The 18924-nt window shown below is 67.9% G+C and carries 22 protein-coding genes and 1 pseudogene; 16 read left to right on the forward strand and 7 right to left on the reverse strand.

The genetic code is table 11. From position 1 onward, the window contains the following. The first annotated feature begins 85 nt into the window (after positions 1 to 85). Both KXD97_RS31245 and KXD97_RS31250 read left to right on the forward strand, forming a co-directional pair. On the forward strand, positions 86 to 1537 hold the full coding sequence (locus tag KXD97_RS31245) for a DUF222 domain-containing protein (protein WP_260754847.1): 1452 nt from the start codon (positions 86 to 88) through the stop codon (positions 1535 to 1537). 54 nt (positions 1538 to 1591) lie between these two features. Next, a complete protein-coding gene (locus KXD97_RS31250) occupies positions 1592 to 1966 on the forward strand; it encodes a limonene-1,2-epoxide hydrolase family protein (RefSeq protein ID WP_260754848.1) in 375 nt (124 codons plus the stop codon). Here KXD97_RS31250 and KXD97_RS31255 read toward each other — a convergent pair. Beyond that, positions 1963 to 2895, reverse strand: a complete 933-nt coding sequence (locus KXD97_RS31255) for a hypothetical protein (RefSeq protein ID WP_260754849.1) — start codon at positions 2893 to 2895, stop codon at positions 1963 to 1965. The two genes, KXD97_RS31250 and KXD97_RS31255, sit on opposite strands and share 4 nt — an antisense overlap. A 25-nt stretch (positions 2896 to 2920) precedes the next feature. Between KXD97_RS31255 and KXD97_RS31260 the strand changes: the two genes are divergently transcribed. Next, on the forward strand, positions 2921 to 3721 hold the full coding sequence (locus KXD97_RS31260; RefSeq protein ID WP_396884628.1) for an adenylate/guanylate cyclase domain-containing protein: 801 nt from the start codon (positions 2921 to 2923) through the stop codon (positions 3719 to 3721). On the opposite strand, the gene KXD97_RS31265 is transcribed toward KXD97_RS31260, so the two are convergent. Further along, on the reverse strand, positions 3688 to 3849 hold the full coding sequence (locus KXD97_RS31265) for a hypothetical protein (protein WP_086008448.1): 162 nt from the start codon (positions 3847 to 3849) through the stop codon (positions 3688 to 3690). The genes KXD97_RS31260 and KXD97_RS31265 overlap by 34 nt on opposite strands. Before the next feature lie 42 nt (positions 3850 to 3891). On the opposite strand from KXD97_RS31265, the gene KXD97_RS31270 reads away from it, so the two are divergent. Both KXD97_RS31270 and KXD97_RS31275 read left to right on the forward strand, forming a co-directional pair. Beyond that, a complete protein-coding gene (locus KXD97_RS31270; protein ID WP_260758248.1) occupies positions 3892 to 4569 on the forward strand; it encodes a guanylate cyclase in 678 nt (225 codons plus the stop codon). A 111-nt stretch (positions 4570 to 4680) separates the two neighbouring features. After that, positions 4681 to 5304, forward strand: a complete 624-nt coding sequence (locus tag KXD97_RS31275; protein WP_260754851.1) for a hypothetical protein — start codon at positions 4681 to 4683, stop codon at positions 5302 to 5304. A 7-nt stretch (positions 5305 to 5311) separates the two neighbouring features. Here KXD97_RS31275 and KXD97_RS31280 read toward each other — a convergent pair whose 3' ends face one another. Continuing rightward, the gene (locus tag KXD97_RS31280; RefSeq protein WP_260754852.1) at positions 5312 to 5809 is read right to left on the reverse strand and encodes a hypothetical protein; all 498 of its coding nucleotides are present in this window, start codon (positions 5807 to 5809) and stop codon (positions 5312 to 5314) included. Positions 5810 to 5979: 170 nt separating this feature from the next. On the opposite strand from KXD97_RS31280, the gene KXD97_RS31285 reads away from it, so the two are divergent. Together KXD97_RS31285 and KXD97_RS31290 are read left to right on the forward strand one after the other, a co-directional pair. Beyond that, positions 5980 to 6222, forward strand: a complete 243-nt coding sequence (locus KXD97_RS31285) for a hypothetical protein (protein ID WP_260754853.1) — start codon at positions 5980 to 5982, stop codon at positions 6220 to 6222. Between the two features lie 42 nt (positions 6223 to 6264). Continuing rightward, a complete protein-coding gene (locus KXD97_RS31290) occupies positions 6265 to 6759 on the forward strand; it encodes a nitroreductase family deazaflavin-dependent oxidoreductase (protein ID WP_260754854.1) in 495 nt (164 codons plus the stop codon). 4 nt (positions 6760 to 6763) lie between these two features. On the opposite strand, the gene KXD97_RS31295 is transcribed toward KXD97_RS31290, so the two are convergent. The 3 genes from KXD97_RS31295 to ychF form a co-directional block, all read right to left on the reverse strand. Further along, entirely contained in the window at positions 6764 to 7090 is a 327-nt protein-coding gene (locus KXD97_RS31295) for a hypothetical protein (RefSeq protein ID WP_260754855.1), read from the reverse strand. A 198-nt stretch (positions 7091 to 7288) separates the two neighbouring features. Beyond that, positions 7289 to 8035, reverse strand: a complete 747-nt coding sequence (locus tag KXD97_RS31300) for a class I SAM-dependent methyltransferase (RefSeq protein ID WP_260754856.1) — start codon at positions 8033 to 8035, stop codon at positions 7289 to 7291. Positions 8036 to 8105: 70 nt separating this feature from the next. Then, positions 8106 to 9179 (reverse strand): redox-regulated ATPase YchF, encoded by a 1074-nt coding sequence (ychF, locus tag KXD97_RS31305; protein ID WP_260754857.1) that lies wholly within the window; start codon positions 9177 to 9179, stop codon positions 8106 to 8108. 82 nt (positions 9180 to 9261) lie between these two features. Between ychF and KXD97_RS31310 the strand changes: the two genes are divergently transcribed. Beyond that, on the forward strand, positions 9262 to 10374 hold the full coding sequence (locus KXD97_RS31310; RefSeq protein ID WP_260754858.1) for a folate/biopterin family MFS transporter: 1113 nt from the start codon (positions 9262 to 9264) through the stop codon (positions 10372 to 10374). A gap of 79 nt (positions 10375 to 10453) precedes the next feature. Here KXD97_RS31310 and KXD97_RS31315 read toward each other — a convergent pair whose 3' ends face one another. Continuing rightward, positions 10454 to 11467 carry a 4-hydroxy-3-methylbut-2-enyl diphosphate reductase gene (locus KXD97_RS31315; RefSeq protein ID WP_260754859.1) on the reverse strand — a complete coding sequence of 338 codons (1014 nt, stop codon included), beginning with the start codon at positions 11465 to 11467 and terminating at the stop codon, positions 10454 to 10456. Positions 11468 to 11520: 53 nt separating this feature from the next. Between KXD97_RS31315 and KXD97_RS31320 the strand changes: the two genes are divergently transcribed. The 8 genes and pseudogenes from KXD97_RS31320 to KXD97_RS31355 all read left to right on the forward strand — a co-directional run bounded on the left by KXD97_RS31320 (position 11521) and on the right by KXD97_RS31355 (position 18914). Then, positions 11521 to 12111: a lipid droplet-associated protein gene (locus KXD97_RS31320; protein WP_260754860.1), complete on the forward strand. Its 591-nt coding sequence runs from the start codon at positions 11521 to 11523 to the stop codon at positions 12109 to 12111. 61 nt (positions 12112 to 12172) lie between these two features. Then, positions 12173 to 13414 (forward strand): exodeoxyribonuclease VII large subunit, encoded by a 1242-nt coding sequence (xseA, locus tag KXD97_RS31325; RefSeq protein WP_260754861.1) that lies wholly within the window; start codon positions 12173 to 12175, stop codon positions 13412 to 13414. Positions 13415 to 13416: 2 nt separating this feature from the next. Beyond that, entirely contained in the window at positions 13417 to 13626 is a 210-nt protein-coding gene (locus KXD97_RS31330; protein ID WP_260754862.1) for an exodeoxyribonuclease VII small subunit, read from the forward strand. A 66-nt stretch (positions 13627 to 13692) separates the two neighbouring features. After that, positions 13693 to 14793: an NAD-dependent epimerase/dehydratase family protein gene (locus KXD97_RS31335; RefSeq protein ID WP_260754863.1), complete on the forward strand. Its 1101-nt coding sequence runs from the start codon at positions 13693 to 13695 to the stop codon at positions 14791 to 14793. Then, positions 14793 to 15512 carry an alpha/beta fold hydrolase gene (locus KXD97_RS31340; RefSeq protein ID WP_260754864.1) on the forward strand — a complete coding sequence of 240 codons (720 nt, stop codon included), beginning with the start codon at positions 14793 to 14795 and terminating at the stop codon, positions 15510 to 15512. The genes KXD97_RS31335 and KXD97_RS31340 overlap by 1 nt, the downstream gene beginning before the upstream one ends. A 77-nt stretch (positions 15513 to 15589) precedes the next feature. Beyond that, complete coding sequence (locus KXD97_RS31345; RefSeq protein WP_260754865.1) at positions 15590 to 17140, forward strand: arylsulfatase; 1551 nt, start codon at positions 15590 to 15592, stop codon at positions 17138 to 17140. Next, positions 17141 to 18034 (forward strand): annotated as a pseudogene (locus KXD97_RS31350) (HAD family hydrolase). 13 nt (positions 18035 to 18047) lie between these two features. Continuing rightward, positions 18048 to 18914, forward strand: a complete 867-nt coding sequence (locus KXD97_RS31355) for a formylglycine-generating enzyme family protein (RefSeq protein ID WP_260754866.1) — start codon at positions 18048 to 18050, stop codon at positions 18912 to 18914. The last annotated feature ends 10 nt before the right edge of the window (positions 18915 to 18924 follow it).

Consider the following 18924-nt stretch of genomic DNA (forward strand, 5'->3'; position numbering starts at 1 on the left):
TTTCTTTGGTCACTGTGGTTTCGTGTGTCACTTGCGTTGTGCGCGGGCGGGTTTGTTGTCGGACCCTCGAATTAATGTTCGATACATGGAGTTGGTGTCCGAGGCGGTGGAGGCGATCGTCGAGCAGGTCGCCGTGCTGTCCAAGGCCGCCGAGGAGCTCTCCCACCGCGAGCTGATCGGCCTGCTGACCGAGTTGACCAGGGTGCTGCGGTCGGTCCCGGCGCTGGAGCACAAGGTGCTGGCGCGGCTGACAGAGGAGACCGAACCGTCCCGGGTGGGCGCGGCGAGCTGGAAAGAGATGCTGACCACGACCCTGCGGGTCAGCGGTGCTGAAGCCGCGCGCCGGCTCGCCCGCGCCAAGACGTTGGGGCCGCGCCGGGCCATGACCGGACAGCCGTTGCCGCCGCTGTGGGAGGCCACCGCCGCAGCCCAGGCTCGGGGCTTGCTGGATGAGGAGCATGTCGCGGTGATCGCGAATTTCCACCGTAAGCTGCCGTCCTGGGTCGATGTCGGCACCCGCGCCGAGGCCGACCGGCACCTGGCGTGGGCCGGGGCGGGATTGGATCCGGAGAACCTGACCGAAGCCGCGCGGGTGCTGTTGACGATGATCGACCAGGACGGCGTCGAACCCTCCGACAAGGAGCTGGCCGAAAAGTGTGGCATCACGATCAGCAAGCAGCGTCCCGACGGCACGGCCAAGATCTGCGGGGTGCTCAGCCCCGAAGCGCTGGCGATCTGGCAGGCGATCTTCGCCAAAGAAGCCGCCCCAGGCGCCAATCTCCCCGACGACCCCGCGGCAGGTGACAGCCCGCCGCCCGGCGGTGACCCCGAGAACCCGGCCGGCGACGAGGCCGAGCAGGCGCCCAACGAGGATGCGGCGCCGGGTGCTGATCGGCACGCTGAGCCCGACCGCGATGATGGTGGGCGCGATACCCGCACCCAGGCTCAGCGCAACCATGATGCGTTCCTGGCCGTCGGACGCAGGCTGCTCGAATCCGGCCGGCTGGGCAGCCATAACGGCCTCCCGGTGACGGTGATCGTCTCGACCACTCTGCAAGACCTCGAAAAGGGGGCCGGGGTGGCGGTCACCGGCGGCGGATCACTGCTACCGATGCCCGACCTGATCCGCATGGCCGCCCAGGCCCATCACTATCTGTATGTCTTCGACGAGCACACCGGTCAAAGCCTGTACCTGGGTCGGGCCCAACGGTTCGCCAACGCCGCCCAGCGGCTGGTCCTGCATGCCCGCGACCGCGGCTGCACCCGGCCCGGCTGCACCGTGCCCGGCTCCTGGGCCCAGGTCCACCATGCCGTCACCGGCTGGAAAGACGACGGACAGACCAACATCGACGATCTGACCTTCGCCTGCGGACCGCACAACCGCATGATCGAGAACACCGGCTGGACCACCACCAAAAACGCCAAGAACCAGACCGAATGGCACCCACCGCCCGAACTCGAGGCCGGCCAACACCGCATCAACGGCTACCACCACCCCGAACGCTACCTACTCCCCGAAGACGACCAAGGCCCGTAACGCCGCCGCATGAGAGGGGTTGCTTTATGCGCCGTCGCTGGGTTTCATCAAACGATGACACGCACCCCCAACGACCTGGTGACCGAGTTCTGCGCCAAGTGGGCCGACCCCGATCCCGAGGAATTGGCCGCCTACTTCACCGAAGACGGTGTCTACCACAATATCCCGATGGAACCAGCGGTCGGACGCGATGCCATCAAGGTTTTCATCGCCGAGTTCACCGGCATGGTGGACGGCATCGATTTCCAGGTGCACCGACAGGTCTGTTCGGGCGGGCTGGTGTTCAATGAACGCACCGACGTGATGCGGTTCAAGGACGGCCGGGAACTGCCGCTGCCGGTGGCCGGGGTGTTCGAGATCGTCGACGGCCGGATCGCGTCCTGGCGCGATTATTTCGACATGGCGACGGTGACCTCCGCCTGGAGCTAGGCCAGCAGCGGCACCGAGTCGAGCCGGTCATCGGTGAGGATTTCGAACATCGCGCGCTCGCTGACCAGCTCGGCGCGCTCGAAAGCCTTACCCGCCACCTGCATTCGACAGCTCGCGATCGCCGAGTTGTAGCAGTACTTCACGCCGCCATGGGTGTCGGTGTAGGTCAGGCCGATGACATCGGTGGGCACTGTGGTGATCTCGCCCTCGATCATCTGCTCACCGACCCTGGCACCGAAGGTCCACGTGAACGGCGTGTAGCGCCCGTGGCTCTGCATACTCCCGGCGATCGACCGCACCGCGAACTGCTGACCGTCATGACGGAACACGAACAATGTCACGCCCGGCAGCAGGACGGGACCCAGCGCCGCCCGCGCGGTGACGATCTCCAGCGTCGACTCCGGGGCGTTGTCGAACCCGCACACCTGCCCGTACGCGTAAGCGGGCGTGTGCCGGGTCCCCCAGTTGTGGTTGACGCTTCCCCGCCAACCGTCCACCTCGACGTGGCGTCCCGCGACGTCGACGTGCCCGTCGAAGCGTGCCAGCGGATCACGGACCATCGTCTTGGCCGTCGGAAACCGCGCCCGGTAAGCACGATCGGACAGCACCCGTACCGGTTGCCGACCGCTCGCGGTGATCCTCAGATCCCAGCGCGCGTCAGCCAGCCCACCGCAGGCAACGGTCTGGTCCAGCGAGGCCGAGGCGATCCGCGTCGTCCACTCGTCGGTGAACACCGCCTCCTCCAGCGGGAACTGCTGCTTGACCGCCCGGTGACCGGCCGGGTCGAAGACCATGACCCACACATCGGCGGCCGGTTCCCCCTCGGTGGGCAGCAGCAGGGTGTGACGCAGCCACAGCGCGCGGGCCCTCTCGGGATCGTTCGCGCGCACGAACCGGCTCTCGTAATAGGGGGCCTCGGCGATGGTCACGCCCCCAGCATCCAATACTGGAGCCGTGACCGGAACGCTGATCGCGCTGTGCCTGGCCGCGGCGCTGGCCGCCGGGCTGGCGGTGGCCCTGCTGGTGCAGACCCGGCGCCTCAACGCCGCGCGCGAGGAAGCCGAGGAGTTGCGCAAGCGTCTGGACGCCCGGCAGATGCTGGTCACCGGCGGCACCAAGGCCGTCAAGACGGTGTGGCAGACCGCCAACATCCTGCGTCGCGACGGTCTCGGCGCGGCGGTGCGCTCCTCCATCGAGGAACTCGCCGACTGGGCCGAGGTCGAACGTCCCGACTTGGCGCGACTGGCCCCCAACGGCCGGGTCGCAGTGATGTTCTCCGATATCGAGGAGTCGACCGCGCTCAACGAGCGCATCGGCGACCGCGCGTTCGTGCGGTTGCTGGGTAAGCACGACAAGTCGGTGCGCCGCCACGTCGACGCACACGACGGTTACGTCGTGAAGAGTCAAGGCGACGGGTTCATGGTCGCATTCGCCCGACCGGAGCAGGCCGTCCGGTGCGGTCTTGCCATCCAGCAGTCACTGACCAAGCGGCCCAACGATATCCGCGTCCGGATCGGCATTCACACGGGGAAGTCGGTGCGCCGCGGTGACGACCTGTTCGGCCGCAACGTGGCGATGGCGGCGCGGGTGGCGGCTCAGGCCGAAGGCGGCGAAGTCCTGGTCAGCAGCGCGGTGCGCGACGCGGTGACCGACTGCGACGACATCGTCGTCGACGGGCAACGGGATGCGCAGCTGAAGGGATTCTCCGGATCCCACTCGCTCTACTCGGTGCGTTCGGCTTCGGCGAGCCGCTGATGGAGCCGGGCGCGGATGTCGTCGGGGGTGTAGGCGTTGCGGCGCCGCTGATCACGCGCGACCAGAACGCCACCCGCCACGACGCCGGCGACACCGGCCAGTCCCACCCACTTCCAGATCCCGCGCATGACCATCAGTCTGCATAAGCTGCGGGGGTGAATCCAAGCACGGTGTCGCTGGAGCGCGCGCTCGATGAAACCCGCACCGGCGACATCTGGTTGTTCCGGGGACGCTCGGGTCCTGACCGGGCCATCCAGTCGATGACCAACAGCCCGGTGAACCACGTCGGGATGACCGTCGCGATCGACGATCTGCCTCCGCTGATCTGGCACGCCGAACTCGGTGACAAGCTGCTCGACCTGTGGACCGGCACTCACCACCGCGGCGTCCAGCTCAACGATCTGCGACAGGCGGTCGAACGCTGGACGCATTCCTACCAGCAGCGCTGCTGGTTGCGTCAGCTCACCCCGCACGCCTCCCGGGAGCAGGAGGACCGCATGCTGCGGGTGATCGCGCGGATGGACGGCACACCGTTCCCGTCGACGGCCAGGTTGACGGGCCGCTGGATGCGTGGCCGGTTACCGGTGGTGAGCGATTTCACCCGCGGTATCCCGTTCGTGCACAAGAAGGTTTGTGAATCGGCGATGCGCCGTAAGGCCGAGCAGTCCACTGTCGGGCTGGAAACCGCCTACTGCGCCGAGACGGTTGCCATCACCTACGAGGAGATGGGCCTGCTGCACACCGAGAAGCACTCGAACTGGTTCGATCCCGGGTCGTTCTGGAGTGGTGATACCTTGCCGTTGGCCGACGGGTACCGGCTCGGCGACGAGATCACCGTCCTCGTCTGACGCGGACTCTGTGCACTGGCCGGCGAAACGCCGAGCGATATCACGCATCTGCCGACCTGGCGGTGATTTGCTGAGGCCCGGCACTATCGGCACGCGACGAGGGAGCACGGCATGCCGACGTCAACCGACCACCCCGCCTCCGAACAGGACGCGCCCCGAAGGGGGCTGTTCAGCGCACGCAGCTCCGCCATCGCGATCGTCGTCGCATCGATCGCCACGCTCGCGGTCGTGTTCGTCATGCTGACCGCCAACAGCGACGCGCCGCTTCGAGTGCACGCCATCCCGGCACAACCGGATACGACCGCTCAGCGGACACCTGCGGCTCCCGGTCCCGGGTCGGCGACGCCGAGCCCCGCAGAGGCCACGCCGCGCCCGTCGGCGGGCGCCGCCGGGCCGACCCCATCCCAGACTCCGGCTCCGGCGATCGATTCACGCGGGTTCGTCGACTCAGCGGCCCGCTGCGAAGCCGGGGAGCGCGCCGCGGCGATCGCGCGCACCGAGCGCGCCGCCGTGGTCATCTGCCGGGACGTCGACGGGTCCTACGAGTACCAGGGCGTCCGGCTGCGTGACGGTGCCGAACTGCGGCTCGCCGACGTGCGGCCACTGGCCGTCGGCTTCGAGGCACGCAACGGTGTCACCACCTACCGCCTGTCCCCTACCGAGCTGGTGGTGATCTCCGGCGAGTCCCTGCAGAGCCGCGACGCGATCCTGGAGTACCGGACCGACGAGGGCTGACTGTCAGCTAACCGAGATATTCGAACGCGTTGCCGCCGGGCCGCCAGCTCTCCGAGCTCCCGTCGAGGAAATCGGACAACATCGCGATCACCGGGCCGCGCAGCTCGGCGACCGTGGGCCGCAGCGTCAGCGTCACCTCGGCGAACCGGATGCGGAGCCCTTCACGGGACGCCTCGACGGTCTCGACAACCGGGGCACCGATCAGCGATCGCAGCGCGTCGGCGTAGCCGGGCAGGCGGTCGGTGACCGAGCCGTCCGGCGTCTCCACCATCGGTAACACCTCGCAGGTCAGCACCGGGGTGTCGGCCGCCTCCGCGGAGTCGAAGCTCAATTGAACGTAGCGGGAGAAGAACTGGACCGACTGCAGCCGGAATCCGACGAGACGGGACAGCAGCTCGTTGTACCCGTGGATTCTCGGTGTCGTGGTCCTCGGATGCAGATACCGAACCTCGCGGTGCTCGTCGACCGACTCTCCGTCGTCGGCACCGCCCACAACCTCTGTCATCCCTGCACCTCGAAAACCGTCCTCTATGCCCCCGGATGTAGCGGTACATTACGTTAGCCCGAGTCCGCCCGGGTTTGCCGGGTTGCGGGCGACCCGCCGCGCCGACCGGTGTGCCGAATGGACGCGCCGCCGTGATCTCGCTGCGACACCACCCGGGCAGGCTCTCACCCATGACCTTGCTGGCGGTGGCGGCCTCGTTGGTGGCGGCATCGTTGTTAGCGACGTTGTGCGTCGGGTACCGGCTCGGTCTGCGCGCCGCTCGGCGGACTCCGACGTGGCGGCAGCGCACCAGCCGGGTGGCGCTGGCCCGGCAGGCGCTCGGGCTGGTCGCGTTGCTCGCAGTCAGCCGCCTGGAGCGCTCGACGCGGCGGCGGTTACCGAGCCGGCGGCCGTCGTGGCTGCCCGGCAGGTGAGCAGTACCGGTGGAAGCCGGCGTTGCCGGGTAGGTTGCGTGCATGCCGCTGCGCTACGTCGATCCGCACCGCCGCCGTGGGCGTGGCTACCACCAGGGTGTCCGGTTCGGACGGTCCAAGGTCGGGCAGTTCATGGCCCGCCATATCGCCCGCCGCACCGATCCCCTGCTGTTCCGCCTCACTGGTGGACGGGTGAACATGGGACCGATCGTGAACGCGCCGTTGCGCACCGTGGGCGCGAAATCGGGTAAGCCGCGCGAGGTTCAGCTCACCTACTTTCACGACGGCTCCGACGTCATTCTGGTCGCGTCGAACTTCGGCGGCAGCAGACATCCGCAGTGGTATCACAACCTGAAGGCGCATCCGGAATGCGAATTCGGCCAGGAGCCGTTCACCGCACACCAGGTCACCGACACCGAGGAGCACCGCCGGCTCTACGGGCTGGCCGAGCAGGTGTATGCCGGTTACGCCGACTATCGGGAGAAGACCGCCGATTCCGGACGGCAGATTCCGATCTTCCGCTTGACCGCCCGCTGACCGGTCAGGTGCTGTCCCGCCGACGCCGGGTGGCAGCGCTCTCCCGCTGGATCTCCGCCTCGTCGCGCCGCATAGCGGCTCTGCGGCGTCCGTCACCCTGGGCTGCACGCTCCAGCCGCTCACGTTCCCTGGCCGCGGCTGTGCCCTCGCGCTCGTCGGCTTTCAGCTCGCGTTCGTCGGCGAGGCGTTCGCGCTCGTCGGCGATCAGATCACGCTCGTCGGCCAGGCGATCGCGCTGATCGGCGATCGGCTCCCGCCGGGCCAGGTCTTCCTCGCGCCGGATGAGTGCCGATTCGCGTTCGTCGCTGTTCTGCGATGTGTCAGGCTCCACGATCCCGCCTTCTCTTCTGGACGGACCCGCTCAGGATACGACCGCTGACCCGCCGCTCCTAGACTGTGCGCGACGACCCAAGCCGCCGTCAGGCAGCGTTACTGGGCGGATCACTGACGTGGTTCTCGCTGATCCGTTGTCCACCACACGAACTCACGGACCTATCTGCCGAGTCCGCAGCAAGCTGCACCCGGGCAGTCACACCGTTGCGCGGGTGGCCCACGCAGTTGCGGTGACGGTGAACGGCCCAGCACCGAGACGTTCGCGAGCCACTGACTCAAGATGTGCGCGACCCTCGTCGTCGAGTTGCTGCACATAATCGCCCGCCGGACCGACACCGAGGGTGTACGGCTCCCACCACTGCTCAAAACTCGGATGGACAACCTCGACGGCGAGGGGACGTTCTTCCACGCCGCGCAAGCCGGCAGCCTCGAACAGTCCAGTCAGGTGCCCCATGCGCGCCCCGGCCAGGAGCGCTTCATCCTGCGCCTGCGGGTCCGTCACATGAACCGCATCCCAGAACGGCGCCAGCGCGCCGGTCGACCCGTCCCATACACATGCGGCGACGACGCCGCCACGCCTGACGACGCGGGCCATCTGCCTGATGCCGGCCATGGGATCCGCCATGAAGTGCACCACCAGCTGCGCCAACGCGGCGTCGAAAGACGCAGTGTCGTAAGGTAGTTCCTCCGCCGTGCCGCGACGCACGTCCAGGTCGGGGAAGCGTGTCCGTAATGCGTCGAGGAACCGCGGGGAGGGGTCGACCGCTGCGACTCGCGCCCCGACCGACAACAACTGCGCCGACAGTGCGCCCGGCCCGCAGCCCACGTCGAGCACCTCATCCCCCGCGCCGACGCCGGCAAATGCCGTGAAGACCGCCGCAAGAGGCTCGGCATAGCGGCCCATGAAACGACCGTATGCCTCGGGCGAGACGGCGAAGCTCACGCGGCAAGGCTACGTCTGCCGAGCGCGAGGTTCTGGGAAACGCTGGTGCAGTACTTCGACGAGCCGGCAGCTACACGTTGAAGCGGAACTCCACCACGTCCCCGTCGGCCATCACGTAATCCTTGCCCTCCATCCGGACCTTGCCCGCGGCCTTGGCCGCCGCCATCGAGCCGGCTTCCATCAGGTCGTCGAACGAGACGACCTCGGCCTTGATGAAGCCCTTCTCGAAATCCGAGTGGATCACCCCGGCCGCCCTGGGTGCGGTGTCACCCTGATGGATCGTCCACGCCCGCGCCTCTTTCGGCCCGGCGGTCAGATAGGTCTGCAACTTGAGCGTGTGAAAACCGGCCCGCGCCAACGCATCCAGCCCGCGCTCGGTCTGTCCGATCGACTCCAGCAGCTCGGCCGCCGACTCCTCGTCGAGTTCCTGCAGCTCGGCTTCGATCTTGGCATCGAGGAACACCGCGTCAGCGGGCGCCACCAGCTCGCGTAGCTCGGCGACCCGCTTCTCGTCGGTGAGCACCGACTCGTCGGCGTTGAACACATACAGGAAAGGCTTGGAGGTCAACAGGTTCAGCTCGCGCAGCAATGACATGTCGACACCCGCGGAGAATAGCGTCTTGCCGGTGTCGAGCACCTCGCCGGCCGCCACGGCCGCCTCGTAGACGGGCCGGCGGTCCTTGTGGGTGCGGGCTTCCTTCTCCAGCCGCGGCAGCGCCCGCTCCAGCGTCTGCATGTCGGCCAGGATCAGCTCGGTCTCGATGACCTCGATGTCGGACTTCGGATCCACCCGGCCGTCGACATGCACGACGTCGTCGTCGGCGAACACCCGCACCACCTGGCAGATCGCGTCACTTTCGCGAATATTGGCCAGGAACTTGTTGCCCAACCCGGCGCCCTCGGACGCACCCTTCACGATCCCGGCGATGTCGACGAACGTGACCGGGGCCGGCACGATCTTCTCCGAGCCGAACATCTTCGCCAGCTCGGCCAACCGCGGATCAGGAAGCGCCACCACGCCCTCGTTGGGTTCGATCGTCGCGAACGGGTAGTTGGCGGCCAGCACGTCGTTGCGTGTCAGCGCGTTGAACAGAGTCGACTTACCCACGTTCGGCAGTCCGACGATTCCCAGATTGAGGCCCACGGGGACCACAGTCTAGGCCGTGTGACCGCCACGCCACCGATCGCTGGCGGCGTGCGATTGCCCGAGCCGGTACGGTCGACGTGTGTCAGATCAGCGCGCGCGGCCGGCGGTGGCCTCCGATCACCGCTCTGCGCATCCCGATATCGTGGGGATTCCGTGGTGGGGAGCCATTCTGACGGCCGTGATCGCATCCCTGATCGGGTTCGCGTTCGACGCCGGATCCGGCAACGGCACACTGACCGCCGTCTTCGCCACGCTGTACGTCCTCGGATGCCTGATCGCGGTGCTCGCCGTGCAGCAGTCCGGCGTTTTCACCGCGGTGATCCAGCCGCCGCTGGTGTTGTTCGTCACGGTGCCCGCCGCCTACTTCCTGATGAACAGCAGCGACATCCACGGCGTCAAGGACGTCCTGATCAACTGCGGCTACCCGCTGATCCAGCGGTTCCCGCTGATGTTCTTCACCTCGGCCGCCGTACTGATGATCGGGCTGGCCCGGTGGTACTTCGCCAAGAACGTCCCGGCCGAGAAGCCGGAGCGCAGCGGCAGCGGCAGCGCCCCGAAACCGGGCGCGCTGGCCGCGAAGCTCACCGCGTTGCTCGGCGGTGTGACGGCCGGCGCCGGTGCTGCACGAACCAAGAAGCGACAGCCGTCGGGCCGGCGCCGCACCGCGCCGAGGACCGCCGCAGACCGCACGGGCCGCGCCGCCCGGCCGGCCAGGAAATCCGCTGCGCGACCTCGCCACTCGCGGGCGCCGGAGACGGAGATCATCGAGCCCGTGGCCGACCGGCCGCGCCGCCGGAGGCCGCGGCCCGAGGATCCCTCGGCGTCGGAGCCGCGTCGCCGTCCCCGCCCGTCCTCCACGAGGGAACCGCGGGAACCCCGGGAACCCCGGTCCCGCCGCGACCCCCTCCCTCCCCGCGAACGCCGGTCGTCCTACGAGCGCGACGACCGCGACGACCGGTATGGAAGGCCGCAGCGGCCCCAACGGGACCGGCCCCAGCGCCGCAGCCGCTTCGACGACTACGAGCCGCTCGACCCGTACACCCCGGCCGGTCCGGGCACCCATCATCCGGTCTCGCGCGTGCGCTACCGCGGAGGTGCTCACCCGGACGATATCGACGATCAGCCCGAGTACCGGCCTCGCCGGCGCAGCCCGCGCGACGTCGACGCCGACCGCTGGGAGTACGACATCTGACGAAATCGCATTCCATGCGGCCTGCCGGCGGTTTCGGGCGCGTGGAATGCGATTTCGGCGCGGTCAGGGAACGTACCTGCTACGAGCGGGCCGGGCGGATCTCCCGAGGCAGCGCGAACACGAGAGTCTCGTTGGCGGTCGTGACGGGTTGCACGGTTCCGTAGCCGTATTCGGCCAACCGGTCCAGCACTCCGCGCACGAGGACCTCGGGCACCGACGCACCGGACGTGACGCCGACGGTGGTCACGCCGTCGAGCCACGCCGGATCGATGTCCTCGGCGTAGTCGACCAGATGGGCCGCGTCCGAACCCGCGCCCAGCGCCACCTCCACCAGTCGGACCGAGTTCGACGAGTTCTTCGAGCCGACGACGATGACCAGCTCGCACTCCGGAGCCATCGCCTTGACCGCGACCTGACGGTTCTGGGTGGCGTAGCAGATGTCGTCGCTGGGCGGATCCTGCAGCGTCGGGAACTTTTCCCGCAGCCGGCGCACCGTCTCCATCGTCTCGTCGACGCTCAGCGTGGTCTGGGACAGCCAGATGACCTTGTTCGGGTCGCGCACGGTGACCTTGTCGACCGCGTCGGGATTGTCGACGACCTGGACGTGGTCGGGGGCCTCTCCGGCGGTGCCGACGACCTCCTCGTGACCCTCGTGGCCGACGAGCAGGATGTCGTAGTCGTCGCGGGCGAAGCGCTTGGCCTCGTTGTGCACCTTGGTCACCAGCGGGCAGGTGGCGTCGATGGTTCTCAGGTTGCGGGCGGCAGCCTCGACGTGCACGGTCGGCGCCACGCCGTGAGCGGAGAAGACGACGATCGCGCCCTCGGGCACCTCGTCGGTCTGCTCGACGAAGACGGCGCCCGCCTTGGCGAGGGTCTCGACGACGTAGCGGTTGTGCACGATCTCGTGGCGGACGTACACCGGAGCGCCGTGCTTCTCCAGCGCGCGCTCGACGGTCTCGACGGCCCGGTCGACCCCGGCGCAGTATCCGCGCGGCTCGGCCAGCAGCACACGTTTGCCTGCGGCGACGCCGACGCCGGAACGCAGCGCGGTCTGGCTGGCACCAGGGATCCCCATGTTCACGGTCGGCGGCATGAGTCCAGGGTACTTACCCGCCCCTGTGAACGCCCAGCCGTAGTCTGGGGACCATGTCAACTGCGCCGTATGGGGTCCGTCTGCTCGTGGGTGCGGCCGTGACCGCCATCGAGGAAACCCGCAAACTGCCCCAGACCATCCTCATGTACCCGATGACCATCGCCAGCCAGATCGCCCATCTGGTCATGAAAGTGCAGCAGGACGTCGCCGTTCTGGTGATCAAGGGCGACGAGACGCTGGAGACGATCTTCCCGCCGAAGGACGAGCAGCCGGAGTGGGCGACCTTCGACGAGGACCTGGCGGGTGAGGACGGCGACGGTGACGTCGTCGAGCTGCCCGTCCGCGACGGCGAGCGCCTCACCGAGGGCCGGTTCGCGCTGTTCAGCGGAGACCCGGACGCCGCCGCGAAGGCTTCGGCCGGCGACGACGCCGCCGAGCAGCCGCCTGCCGACGGGCCTGAGGCCCCGGAGATCGTCGCCGAGATCGAGTACGAGTCGCTGACCCTGGCCCAACTGCGTGCCCGGCTGACGTCGCTGCGCGTCCCGGACCTGGAGGCGCTGCTCGCCTACGAGGAGGCCACGAAGGCCCGCGCCCCGTACCAGACGTTGCTGGCCAACAGGATTACGCGCGCGTCCGCCAAGTGAGCGGCCCCGCCGGTCTGCCCCGCCGGTCTCGCCTGTGCCGCCTGCGCCGCCCAAGGTCACAATGACCGAACCTGAGCAGGGCAAGTCCCCCGAGAACCCGTGGCCGGTGCGGGCGGTCGCCACCCGTGTCGCCAAGTACATCGACCGGCTGGGCTCAGTGTGGATCGAAGGCCAGCTGACCGAGCTGAAGGTGCGGCAGTCAACGGCGTTCATGGTGCTGCGTGACCCGGCCGCCGACATGTCGCTGAGCGTGAGCTGTCCGCGTGACCTGGTGGTCAACGCGCCGGTGCCGCTGTCGGAGGGCACGCAGGTGCTCATGCACGGCAAGCCGCAGTTCTACACCCGCAACGGTTCGTTCAGCCTGCGGATCAGCGAGATCCGCGCGGTCGGGCTCGGGGAGCTGCTGGCCCGCATCGAACGGCTGCGGCGGCTGCTCGACGCCGAGGGCCTGTTCGACCCGCGCCGCAAGCGCCCGATCCCGTTCCTTCCGGGCACGATCGGGCTGATCACCGGCCGCGCCTCGGCCGCCGAGCACGACATCATGGCCGTCGCGTCCGGACGGTGGCCCGCGGTGCGATTCGCGGTCCGCAACACCGTGGTGCAGGGCGCCAATGCGGTCCCCCAGATCGTCGACGCGCTGCGCGCCCTCGACGCCGACCCCGACGTCGACGTCATCGTGCTGGCGCGCGGCGGCGGCAGTGTGGAGGACCTGCTGCCGTTCTCCGACGAGACCCTGTGCCGGGAGATCGCCCGGTGCACCACCCCGGTGGTCAGCGCGATCGGGCACGAGCCGGACAACCCGCTGTGCGACCTGGTCGCCGACCTGCGCGCGGCCACACCGACCGACGCGGCGAAACGGATCGTCCCAGACACCGCCGCCGAGCAGGCGCTGATCGACGATCTGCAGCGGCGCAGCGCCCGCGCGCTGCGCAACTGGGTCAACCGGGAGGCCCACATCGTCGCCCAACTGCGCAGCAGGCCGGTGCTGTCCCGCCCGCTGGCCGCGGTCGACGCGCGCGCCGAGGAGATCCACCGCGCCCGGGCCGCCGCCCGCCGCGACGTCAAGCGCCTGCTGACCGCCGAAAGCGACCGCCTCGGGCATCTGTCGGCGCGACTGAGCACACTGGGGCCGGCCGCGACGCTGGCGCGGGGCTACGCCGTGGTGCAGGCCGTGCCCGAGGGCGCGGCACCGCACGTGCTGCACTCGGTGGCCGATGCGCCGGCCGGCACGCGGCTGCGGATTCGGGTGGCCGACGGGGCCGTCACGGCGATCAGCGGGGGCAGCGAGCACGGTGAGGACTGAGAATGAAGCCTATTAGTGAGCTCGGGTACGAGGAAGCGCGCGACGAACTGATCGAGGTCGTGGAACGTTTGGAGCACGGCGGACTCGACCTAGATGCATCGCTGACGCTTTGGGAACGTGGCGAACAGCTGGCCAAACGCTGCGAACAGCACTTAGCTGGATCCCGGGCACGGGTGGAGAAGGCATTGGCCGCGGGCGACGAGGAGCAATAGCGGTCCGGTCGGTGAATCTGCCGCGGGATCTCGAAATTGGAACACGTTTCAGTTAGTCTGCCGGGCATGGGTGATGTATCGCTGCAGACCGACCTCGGACGCGTCCTGGTCACCGGAGGCTCCGGGTTCGTGGGCGCCAACCTGGTCACCGAGCTCCTGGATCGCGGACTGGACGTGCGCTCGTTCGACCGGGTGCCGTCGCCGCTGGCCACCCATCCGCGCCTGGAGGCGGTCGTCGGCGACATCACCGACGTCGGCGACGTCGCCGCCGCAGTCGACGGGATCGACACCGTCATCCACACCGCGGCGATCATCGACCTGATGGGCGGCGCGTCGGTCACCGAGGAGTACCGGCAGCGCAGTTTCGCGGTGAACGTCACCGGCACGGAGAATCTTGTGCACGCCGCGCAGAAGGCCGGTGCCAAGCGGTTCGTCTACACCGCGTCGAACAGCGTGGTGATGGGCGGTCAGCGCATCGCGGGCGGAGACGAAACGCTGCCCTACACCGAGAGATTCAACGATCTCTACACCGAGACCAAGGTCGTCGCCGAGAAGTTCGTGCTCTCCCAGAACGGCGTCGCCGGCATGCTGACGTGCTCGATCCGGCCCAGCGGCATCTGGGGCCGCGGCGATCAGACGATGTTCCGCAAGGTGTTCGAGAGCGTGCTCGCAGGCCACGTCAAGGTGCTCGTGGGCAATAAGAACGTCAAGCTCGACAACTCCTACGTGCACAACCTGGTGCACGGATTCATCCTCGCCGCGCAGCACCTGGTGGAGGGCGGGACCGCACCCGGCCAGGCGTACTTCATCAACGACGGCGAGCCGATCAACATGTTCGAGTTCTCCCGCCCGGTGGTCGAGGCCTGCGGCCAGCCGTGGCCGACCTTGCGCGTGCCCGGGCGGCTGGTGTGGTTCGTGATGACCGTCTGGCAGTTCCTGCACTTCAAGTTCGGGATGCCCAAACCGTTGCTCGAACCCCTTGCAGTGGAACGGCTTTACCTCGACAACTACTTCTCGATCGCCAAGGCCGAACGCGACTTGGGCTACCGGCCGCTGTTCACCACCGAGCAGGCGTTGGAGCACTGCATGCCCTACTACGTAGACCTGTTCCACCGGATGAAGAACGAAGCCGCCCAGCCGGCGGTGCCGGCCGCACCCAAGGTCTGATGGCGCAGTACCGGTTCGCCGCCAACGGCGAGGTGAAGATCCGCTACCTCGACTCAGGGGGCGACGATCGTGGCGCGCCGGTGGTCTTCGTCCCGGGATTCACCTGCGTCGCCGAGGACTACGCCGAATCGCTACCCCTGCTAGGCCGGCGCTGCGTGGTGGTCGAACTACGTGGACACGGCCAAAGCGATTGTCCGGCAACCGGTTACGATTCCGTGACGCTGAGCCGTGACGTCGGCGCGGTGGTCGACGACATCACCGACGGTCCGGTGCATTTGATGACGTTCTCGCGGGGGACGCCGTACGCGCTGGTCTGGGCGCTCGCCGATTCCGCACGCGTGCGTTCGGTGTCGATCGGCGATTACGTGCCCGAGGAGATCGTGCTCACCGAGGAGATCATGCTCGGTCTGCTCGGCGGTCGCTGGCGTGGGACACCGGTGCACCAGCGCGTCGACCGCGACGCCGGAATCGCCGTGGTGCGCTCGGCGCGCCCTCAGTCGTTCTGGGAACCACTGTCGGTCTGGCAGCCGCCACTGCTCGCGGTACGCGCCATGAACAGCCCCCTGATCGACGACGCGACATGGGCGCGCTACCGGGACCTGTTCCCCACTGCGACGCTGCACAAGTTCGCCGATTCACCGCACGATATCTTCCGCCCCGACCGTGGCCGGTACCCGAGGCTGGTCCGAAAACACATCGACACCGTCGACGCCCGCTGATTCCTCGCCGAAAATCCTGCCCGACCCCCGCGATCAGCCTATGGTCGACGAAGGAGTCGATCGGCGGAGGAGTCGCCATGCCGAACGGAAAACCGAACATTCTCGTCATCTGGGGCGACGACATCGGCATCACCAATCTCAGCTGCTACAGCGACGGTCTGATGGGTTACCGCACCCCGAACATCGACCGCTTCGCCGCCGAGGGCATGCGTTTCACCGACTCCTACGGCGAGCAGAGCTGTACGGCGGGACGGGCGGCGTTCATCAGCGGGCAGAGCGTGTATCGCACGGGAATGAGCAAGGTCGGCGTGCCGGGAGCCGACATCGGCTGGGCGGCCGAGGACCCGACGATCGCAGAACTGCTCAAACCGCTGGGCTACGCGACGGGCCAGTTCGGCAAGAACCATTTCGGCGATCTGAACAAATATCTGCCGACGGTGCACGGCTTCGACGAGTTCTTCGGCAACCTGTATCACCTGAACGCCGAGGAGGAACCCGAAAGCCCGGACTACCCGTCCCAGGATCAGTTTCCGCGGATGTACGAAGCCGCGCGGCCGCGCGGTGTGATCCACAGCTGGGCGACCGCGGAGGTGTCCACCGAGCCCGACGACCCGCGGTGGGGGCCGGTCGGCAAGCAGCGCATCGAGGACACCGGCCCGCTGACGCGGAAGCGGATGGAGACCATCGACGACGAGACCACCGGGGCGTGCGTCGACTTCATCAAACGGCAGGTGGAGGCCGATATCCCGTTCTTCGTGTGGATGAACACGACGCACATGCACGCGTTCACCCACACCAAGCCGGAGAGTATCGGTCAGGCCGGCCGGTGGCAGTCGCCCTACCACGACACGATGATCGACCACGACCGCAACGTGGGACAGCTACTCGACGCCGTGGATGAGCTCGGCATCGCCGAGGACACCATCGTCGTCTACTCCACCGACAACGGTCCGCATGCCAACACCTGGCCGGACGGCGCCACCACCCCGTTCCGCAGCGAGAAGAACACGAATTGGGAGGGCGCCTTCCGGGTGCCGGAGCTGATCCGCTGGCCGGGCAAGATCGCCGCCGGCTCCGTCTCGAACGAGATTGTGCAGCATCATGACTGGTTGCCGACCTTCCTCGCCGCAGCCGGCGACCCCGACATCGTCGAGAAGCTCAAGAAGGGGCACAGGGCCGGCGCCGACGGTGAGACCGAATACAAGGTCCACATCGACGGATACAACCTGCTCCCCTACCTGACCGGGCAGGATAGCGAGAGCCCGCGTAAAGGTTTCGTCTACTTCTCCGACGACTGCGACGTCCTGGGACTGCGCTACGACAATTGGAAGGTGGTGTTCCAGGAGCAACGCTGCCCGGGCACCCTGCAGGTCTGGGCCGAACCGTTCACACCGCTGCGGGTGCCCAAGCTGTTCAACCTGCGCACCGACCCGTTCGAGCGCGCCGACATCACCTCGAACACGTACTACGACTGGATGTTCCGGCGGGCGTTTCTCGTCTTCTACGCGAGCGTGATCGTCACGCAGTACCTCGAGTCGTTCAAGGAGTTCCCACCCAGGCATCCGCCGGCGAGCTTCACCATCGATCAGGCGCTCGAGAAGCTGCAGGAATTCCTGGCGAAGGACTAGATGCTCGAAACCTGGAACGAGGGCCCCGCCAAGGCCGCGATCATCGCGTTCGCCGAAGACGCCGCCCGGCAGGTCGACCCGCAGGAGCGAGTCGCCGTCTTCGACAACGACGGCACCCTGTGGTGTGAGAAACCGGCATACGTCCAACTGGACTTCCTGATCCGCCGGCTGGCCGCCCAGGCCGCTGCGGACCCGTCGCTGACCGCGCGTCAGCCGTACCGCGCAGCGGCCGAGGGTGATCTGGCTTGGTTCGGCGACGCGGTGAGCAGGCACTAACAGGGGGACGACTCCGATCTCAAAACCCTTGCCGCAGCGATTCTCTCGGCCAATGTGTCGATCACCGTCGAGGATCACGCGGCGCGGGTGAACGCGTTCTTCGCCGATACCCGGCATCCGACGCTCGACCGGCCGTACACCGCGTGCGGCTACGCGCCGATGATCGAGTTGCTGCGCTTCCTGGAGTCACACGGCTTCACCAACTACATCGTCTCCGGCGGCGGACGCGATTTCATGCGCGCGGTGACGGGACAGATGTACGGCATCCCGCCCGAACGCGTGATCGGCAGCTCCGTCGGGCTGATCTATCAGAACGGCAGTCTGATCACCACCGCGCAACCGGAGTTCTTCGACGACGGTCCGGTCAAGCCGGTCCGCATCTGGGCCAGGATCGGCCGACGTCCGATCTTCGCGGCGGGAAACTCCAACGGCGACATCGAGATGCTGCAGTTCACCGGCGCGGGCGCCGGCCCGTCGATGTCGGTGCTCGTGCGCCACGACGACGCCGACCGCGAATTCGACTACAGCGCGGGCGCCGAGAAGGCGCTTGACCTGGCGGGTCCGCACGGCTGGGTGGTGGCCAGCATGCGCAGCGATTGGACCAGGATCTTTGCCTGAGCCCGGTGTCGGCATGGTGTGGATCCCGGAACAGACCTGCGTGCTCGGATCCGACGCGCACTACCCCGAGGAAAGGCCCGCGCGGGCCGTCGCCGTCGCCGGGTTCTGGATCCAGCCCAAGCAGGTGACCAATGCCCAGTTCGCCGAATTCGTCGCTGCGACAGGCTATCTCACGGTCGCCGAGCGCCCGCTCAACCCTGACGACTACCCGGGCGCGCCGACGGAGAACCTGCAGCCCGGTTCGATGGTGTTCACCAGAACCGCGGGCCCGGTGAATCTGCGCCATCTCAACCTGTGGTGGACGTGGACACCGGGCGCATGCTGGCGCCACCCGGCGGGCCCGTCGTCGTCGATCGAACGGCGGGCCGACCATCCCGTGGTGCACGTCGCATTCGAGGACGCCGCAGCCTACGCCGCATGGGCAGGGCTGGGGTTGCCCACCGAGGCACAGTGGGAGACCGCGGCCCGCGGCGGGCTGTCCGGTGCGACGTACACATGGGGCGACGATCCCGAACGGCCTGGGCAACGGCTGGCGAACTACTGGCACGGTGAGTTCCCGTGGCGGCCCGACCGCGGCTACGGGCGCACCCGCCCGGTCGGCAGTTTCCCACCGAACGGCTACGGGTTGTTCGACATGGCGGGCAACGTCTGGGAGTGGACAACTGATTGGTACTCTGACCGCCCGGGTACGCGATCCAGTTGTGAGGCAGAAAGTTACGATCCTCATCAGCCACAGTTCAAGGTGCCGCGCAGGGTCGTCAAGGGTGGTTCGTTCCTGTGCGCCGACAGCTATTGCATGCGGTATCGCCCTGCGGCGCGCAGGCCGCAGCCGGTGGACACCGGCATGAGCCACATCGGATTCCGCTGCACGGCGCGGTGACTCGGGCCGA

The sequence above is a fragment of the Mycobacterium sp. SMC-8 genome (assembly GCF_025263565.1).
In the GTDB taxonomy this organism is placed as follows: Bacteria; Actinomycetota; Actinomycetes; order Mycobacteriales; family Mycobacteriaceae; genus Mycobacterium.

What these genes read in the sequence shown, in the direction of transcription:
- KXD97_RS31245 (WP_260754847.1), top strand. Translation starts at nt 86, where the DNA reads ATGGAGTTGGTGTCCGAGGCGGTGGAGGCGATCGTCGAGCAGGTCGCC.
- KXD97_RS31250 (WP_260754848.1), top strand. Translation starts at nt 1,592, where the DNA reads ATGACACGCACCCCCAACGACCTGGTGACCGAGTTCTGCGCCAAGTGG.
- KXD97_RS31265 (WP_086008448.1), bottom strand. Translation starts at nt 3,849, where the DNA reads ATGCGCGGGATCTGGAAGTGGGTGGGACTGGCCGGTGTCGCCGGCGTC.
- KXD97_RS31275 (WP_260754851.1), top strand. Translation starts at nt 4,681, where the DNA reads ATGCCGACGTCAACCGACCACCCCGCCTCCGAACAGGACGCGCCCCGA.
- KXD97_RS31280 (WP_260754852.1), bottom strand. Translation starts at nt 5,809, where the DNA reads ATGACAGAGGTTGTGGGCGGTGCCGACGACGGAGAGTCGGTCGACGAG.
- KXD97_RS31285 (WP_260754853.1), top strand. Translation starts at nt 5,980, where the DNA reads ATGACCTTGCTGGCGGTGGCGGCCTCGTTGGTGGCGGCATCGTTGTTA.
- KXD97_RS31290 (WP_260754854.1), top strand. Translation starts at nt 6,265, where the DNA reads ATGCCGCTGCGCTACGTCGATCCGCACCGCCGCCGTGGGCGTGGCTAC.
- KXD97_RS31315 (WP_260754859.1), bottom strand. Translation starts at nt 11,467, where the DNA reads ATGCCGCCGACCGTGAACATGGGGATCCCTGGTGCCAGCCAGACCGCG.
- KXD97_RS31320 (WP_260754860.1), top strand. Translation starts at nt 11,521, where the DNA reads ATGTCAACTGCGCCGTATGGGGTCCGTCTGCTCGTGGGTGCGGCCGTG.
- xseA (WP_260754861.1), top strand. Translation starts at nt 12,173, where the DNA reads ATGACCGAACCTGAGCAGGGCAAGTCCCCCGAGAACCCGTGGCCGGTG.
- KXD97_RS31330 (WP_260754862.1), top strand. Translation starts at nt 13,417, where the DNA reads ATGAAGCCTATTAGTGAGCTCGGGTACGAGGAAGCGCGCGACGAACTG.
- KXD97_RS31335 (WP_260754863.1), top strand. Translation starts at nt 13,693, where the DNA reads ATGGGTGATGTATCGCTGCAGACCGACCTCGGACGCGTCCTGGTCACC.
- KXD97_RS31340 (WP_260754864.1), top strand. Translation starts at nt 14,793, where the DNA reads ATGGCGCAGTACCGGTTCGCCGCCAACGGCGAGGTGAAGATCCGCTAC.
- KXD97_RS31345 (WP_260754865.1), top strand. Translation starts at nt 15,590, where the DNA reads ATGCCGAACGGAAAACCGAACATTCTCGTCATCTGGGGCGACGACATC.
- KXD97_RS31355 (WP_260754866.1), top strand. Translation starts at nt 18,048, where the DNA reads ATGGTGTGGATCCCGGAACAGACCTGCGTGCTCGGATCCGACGCGCAC.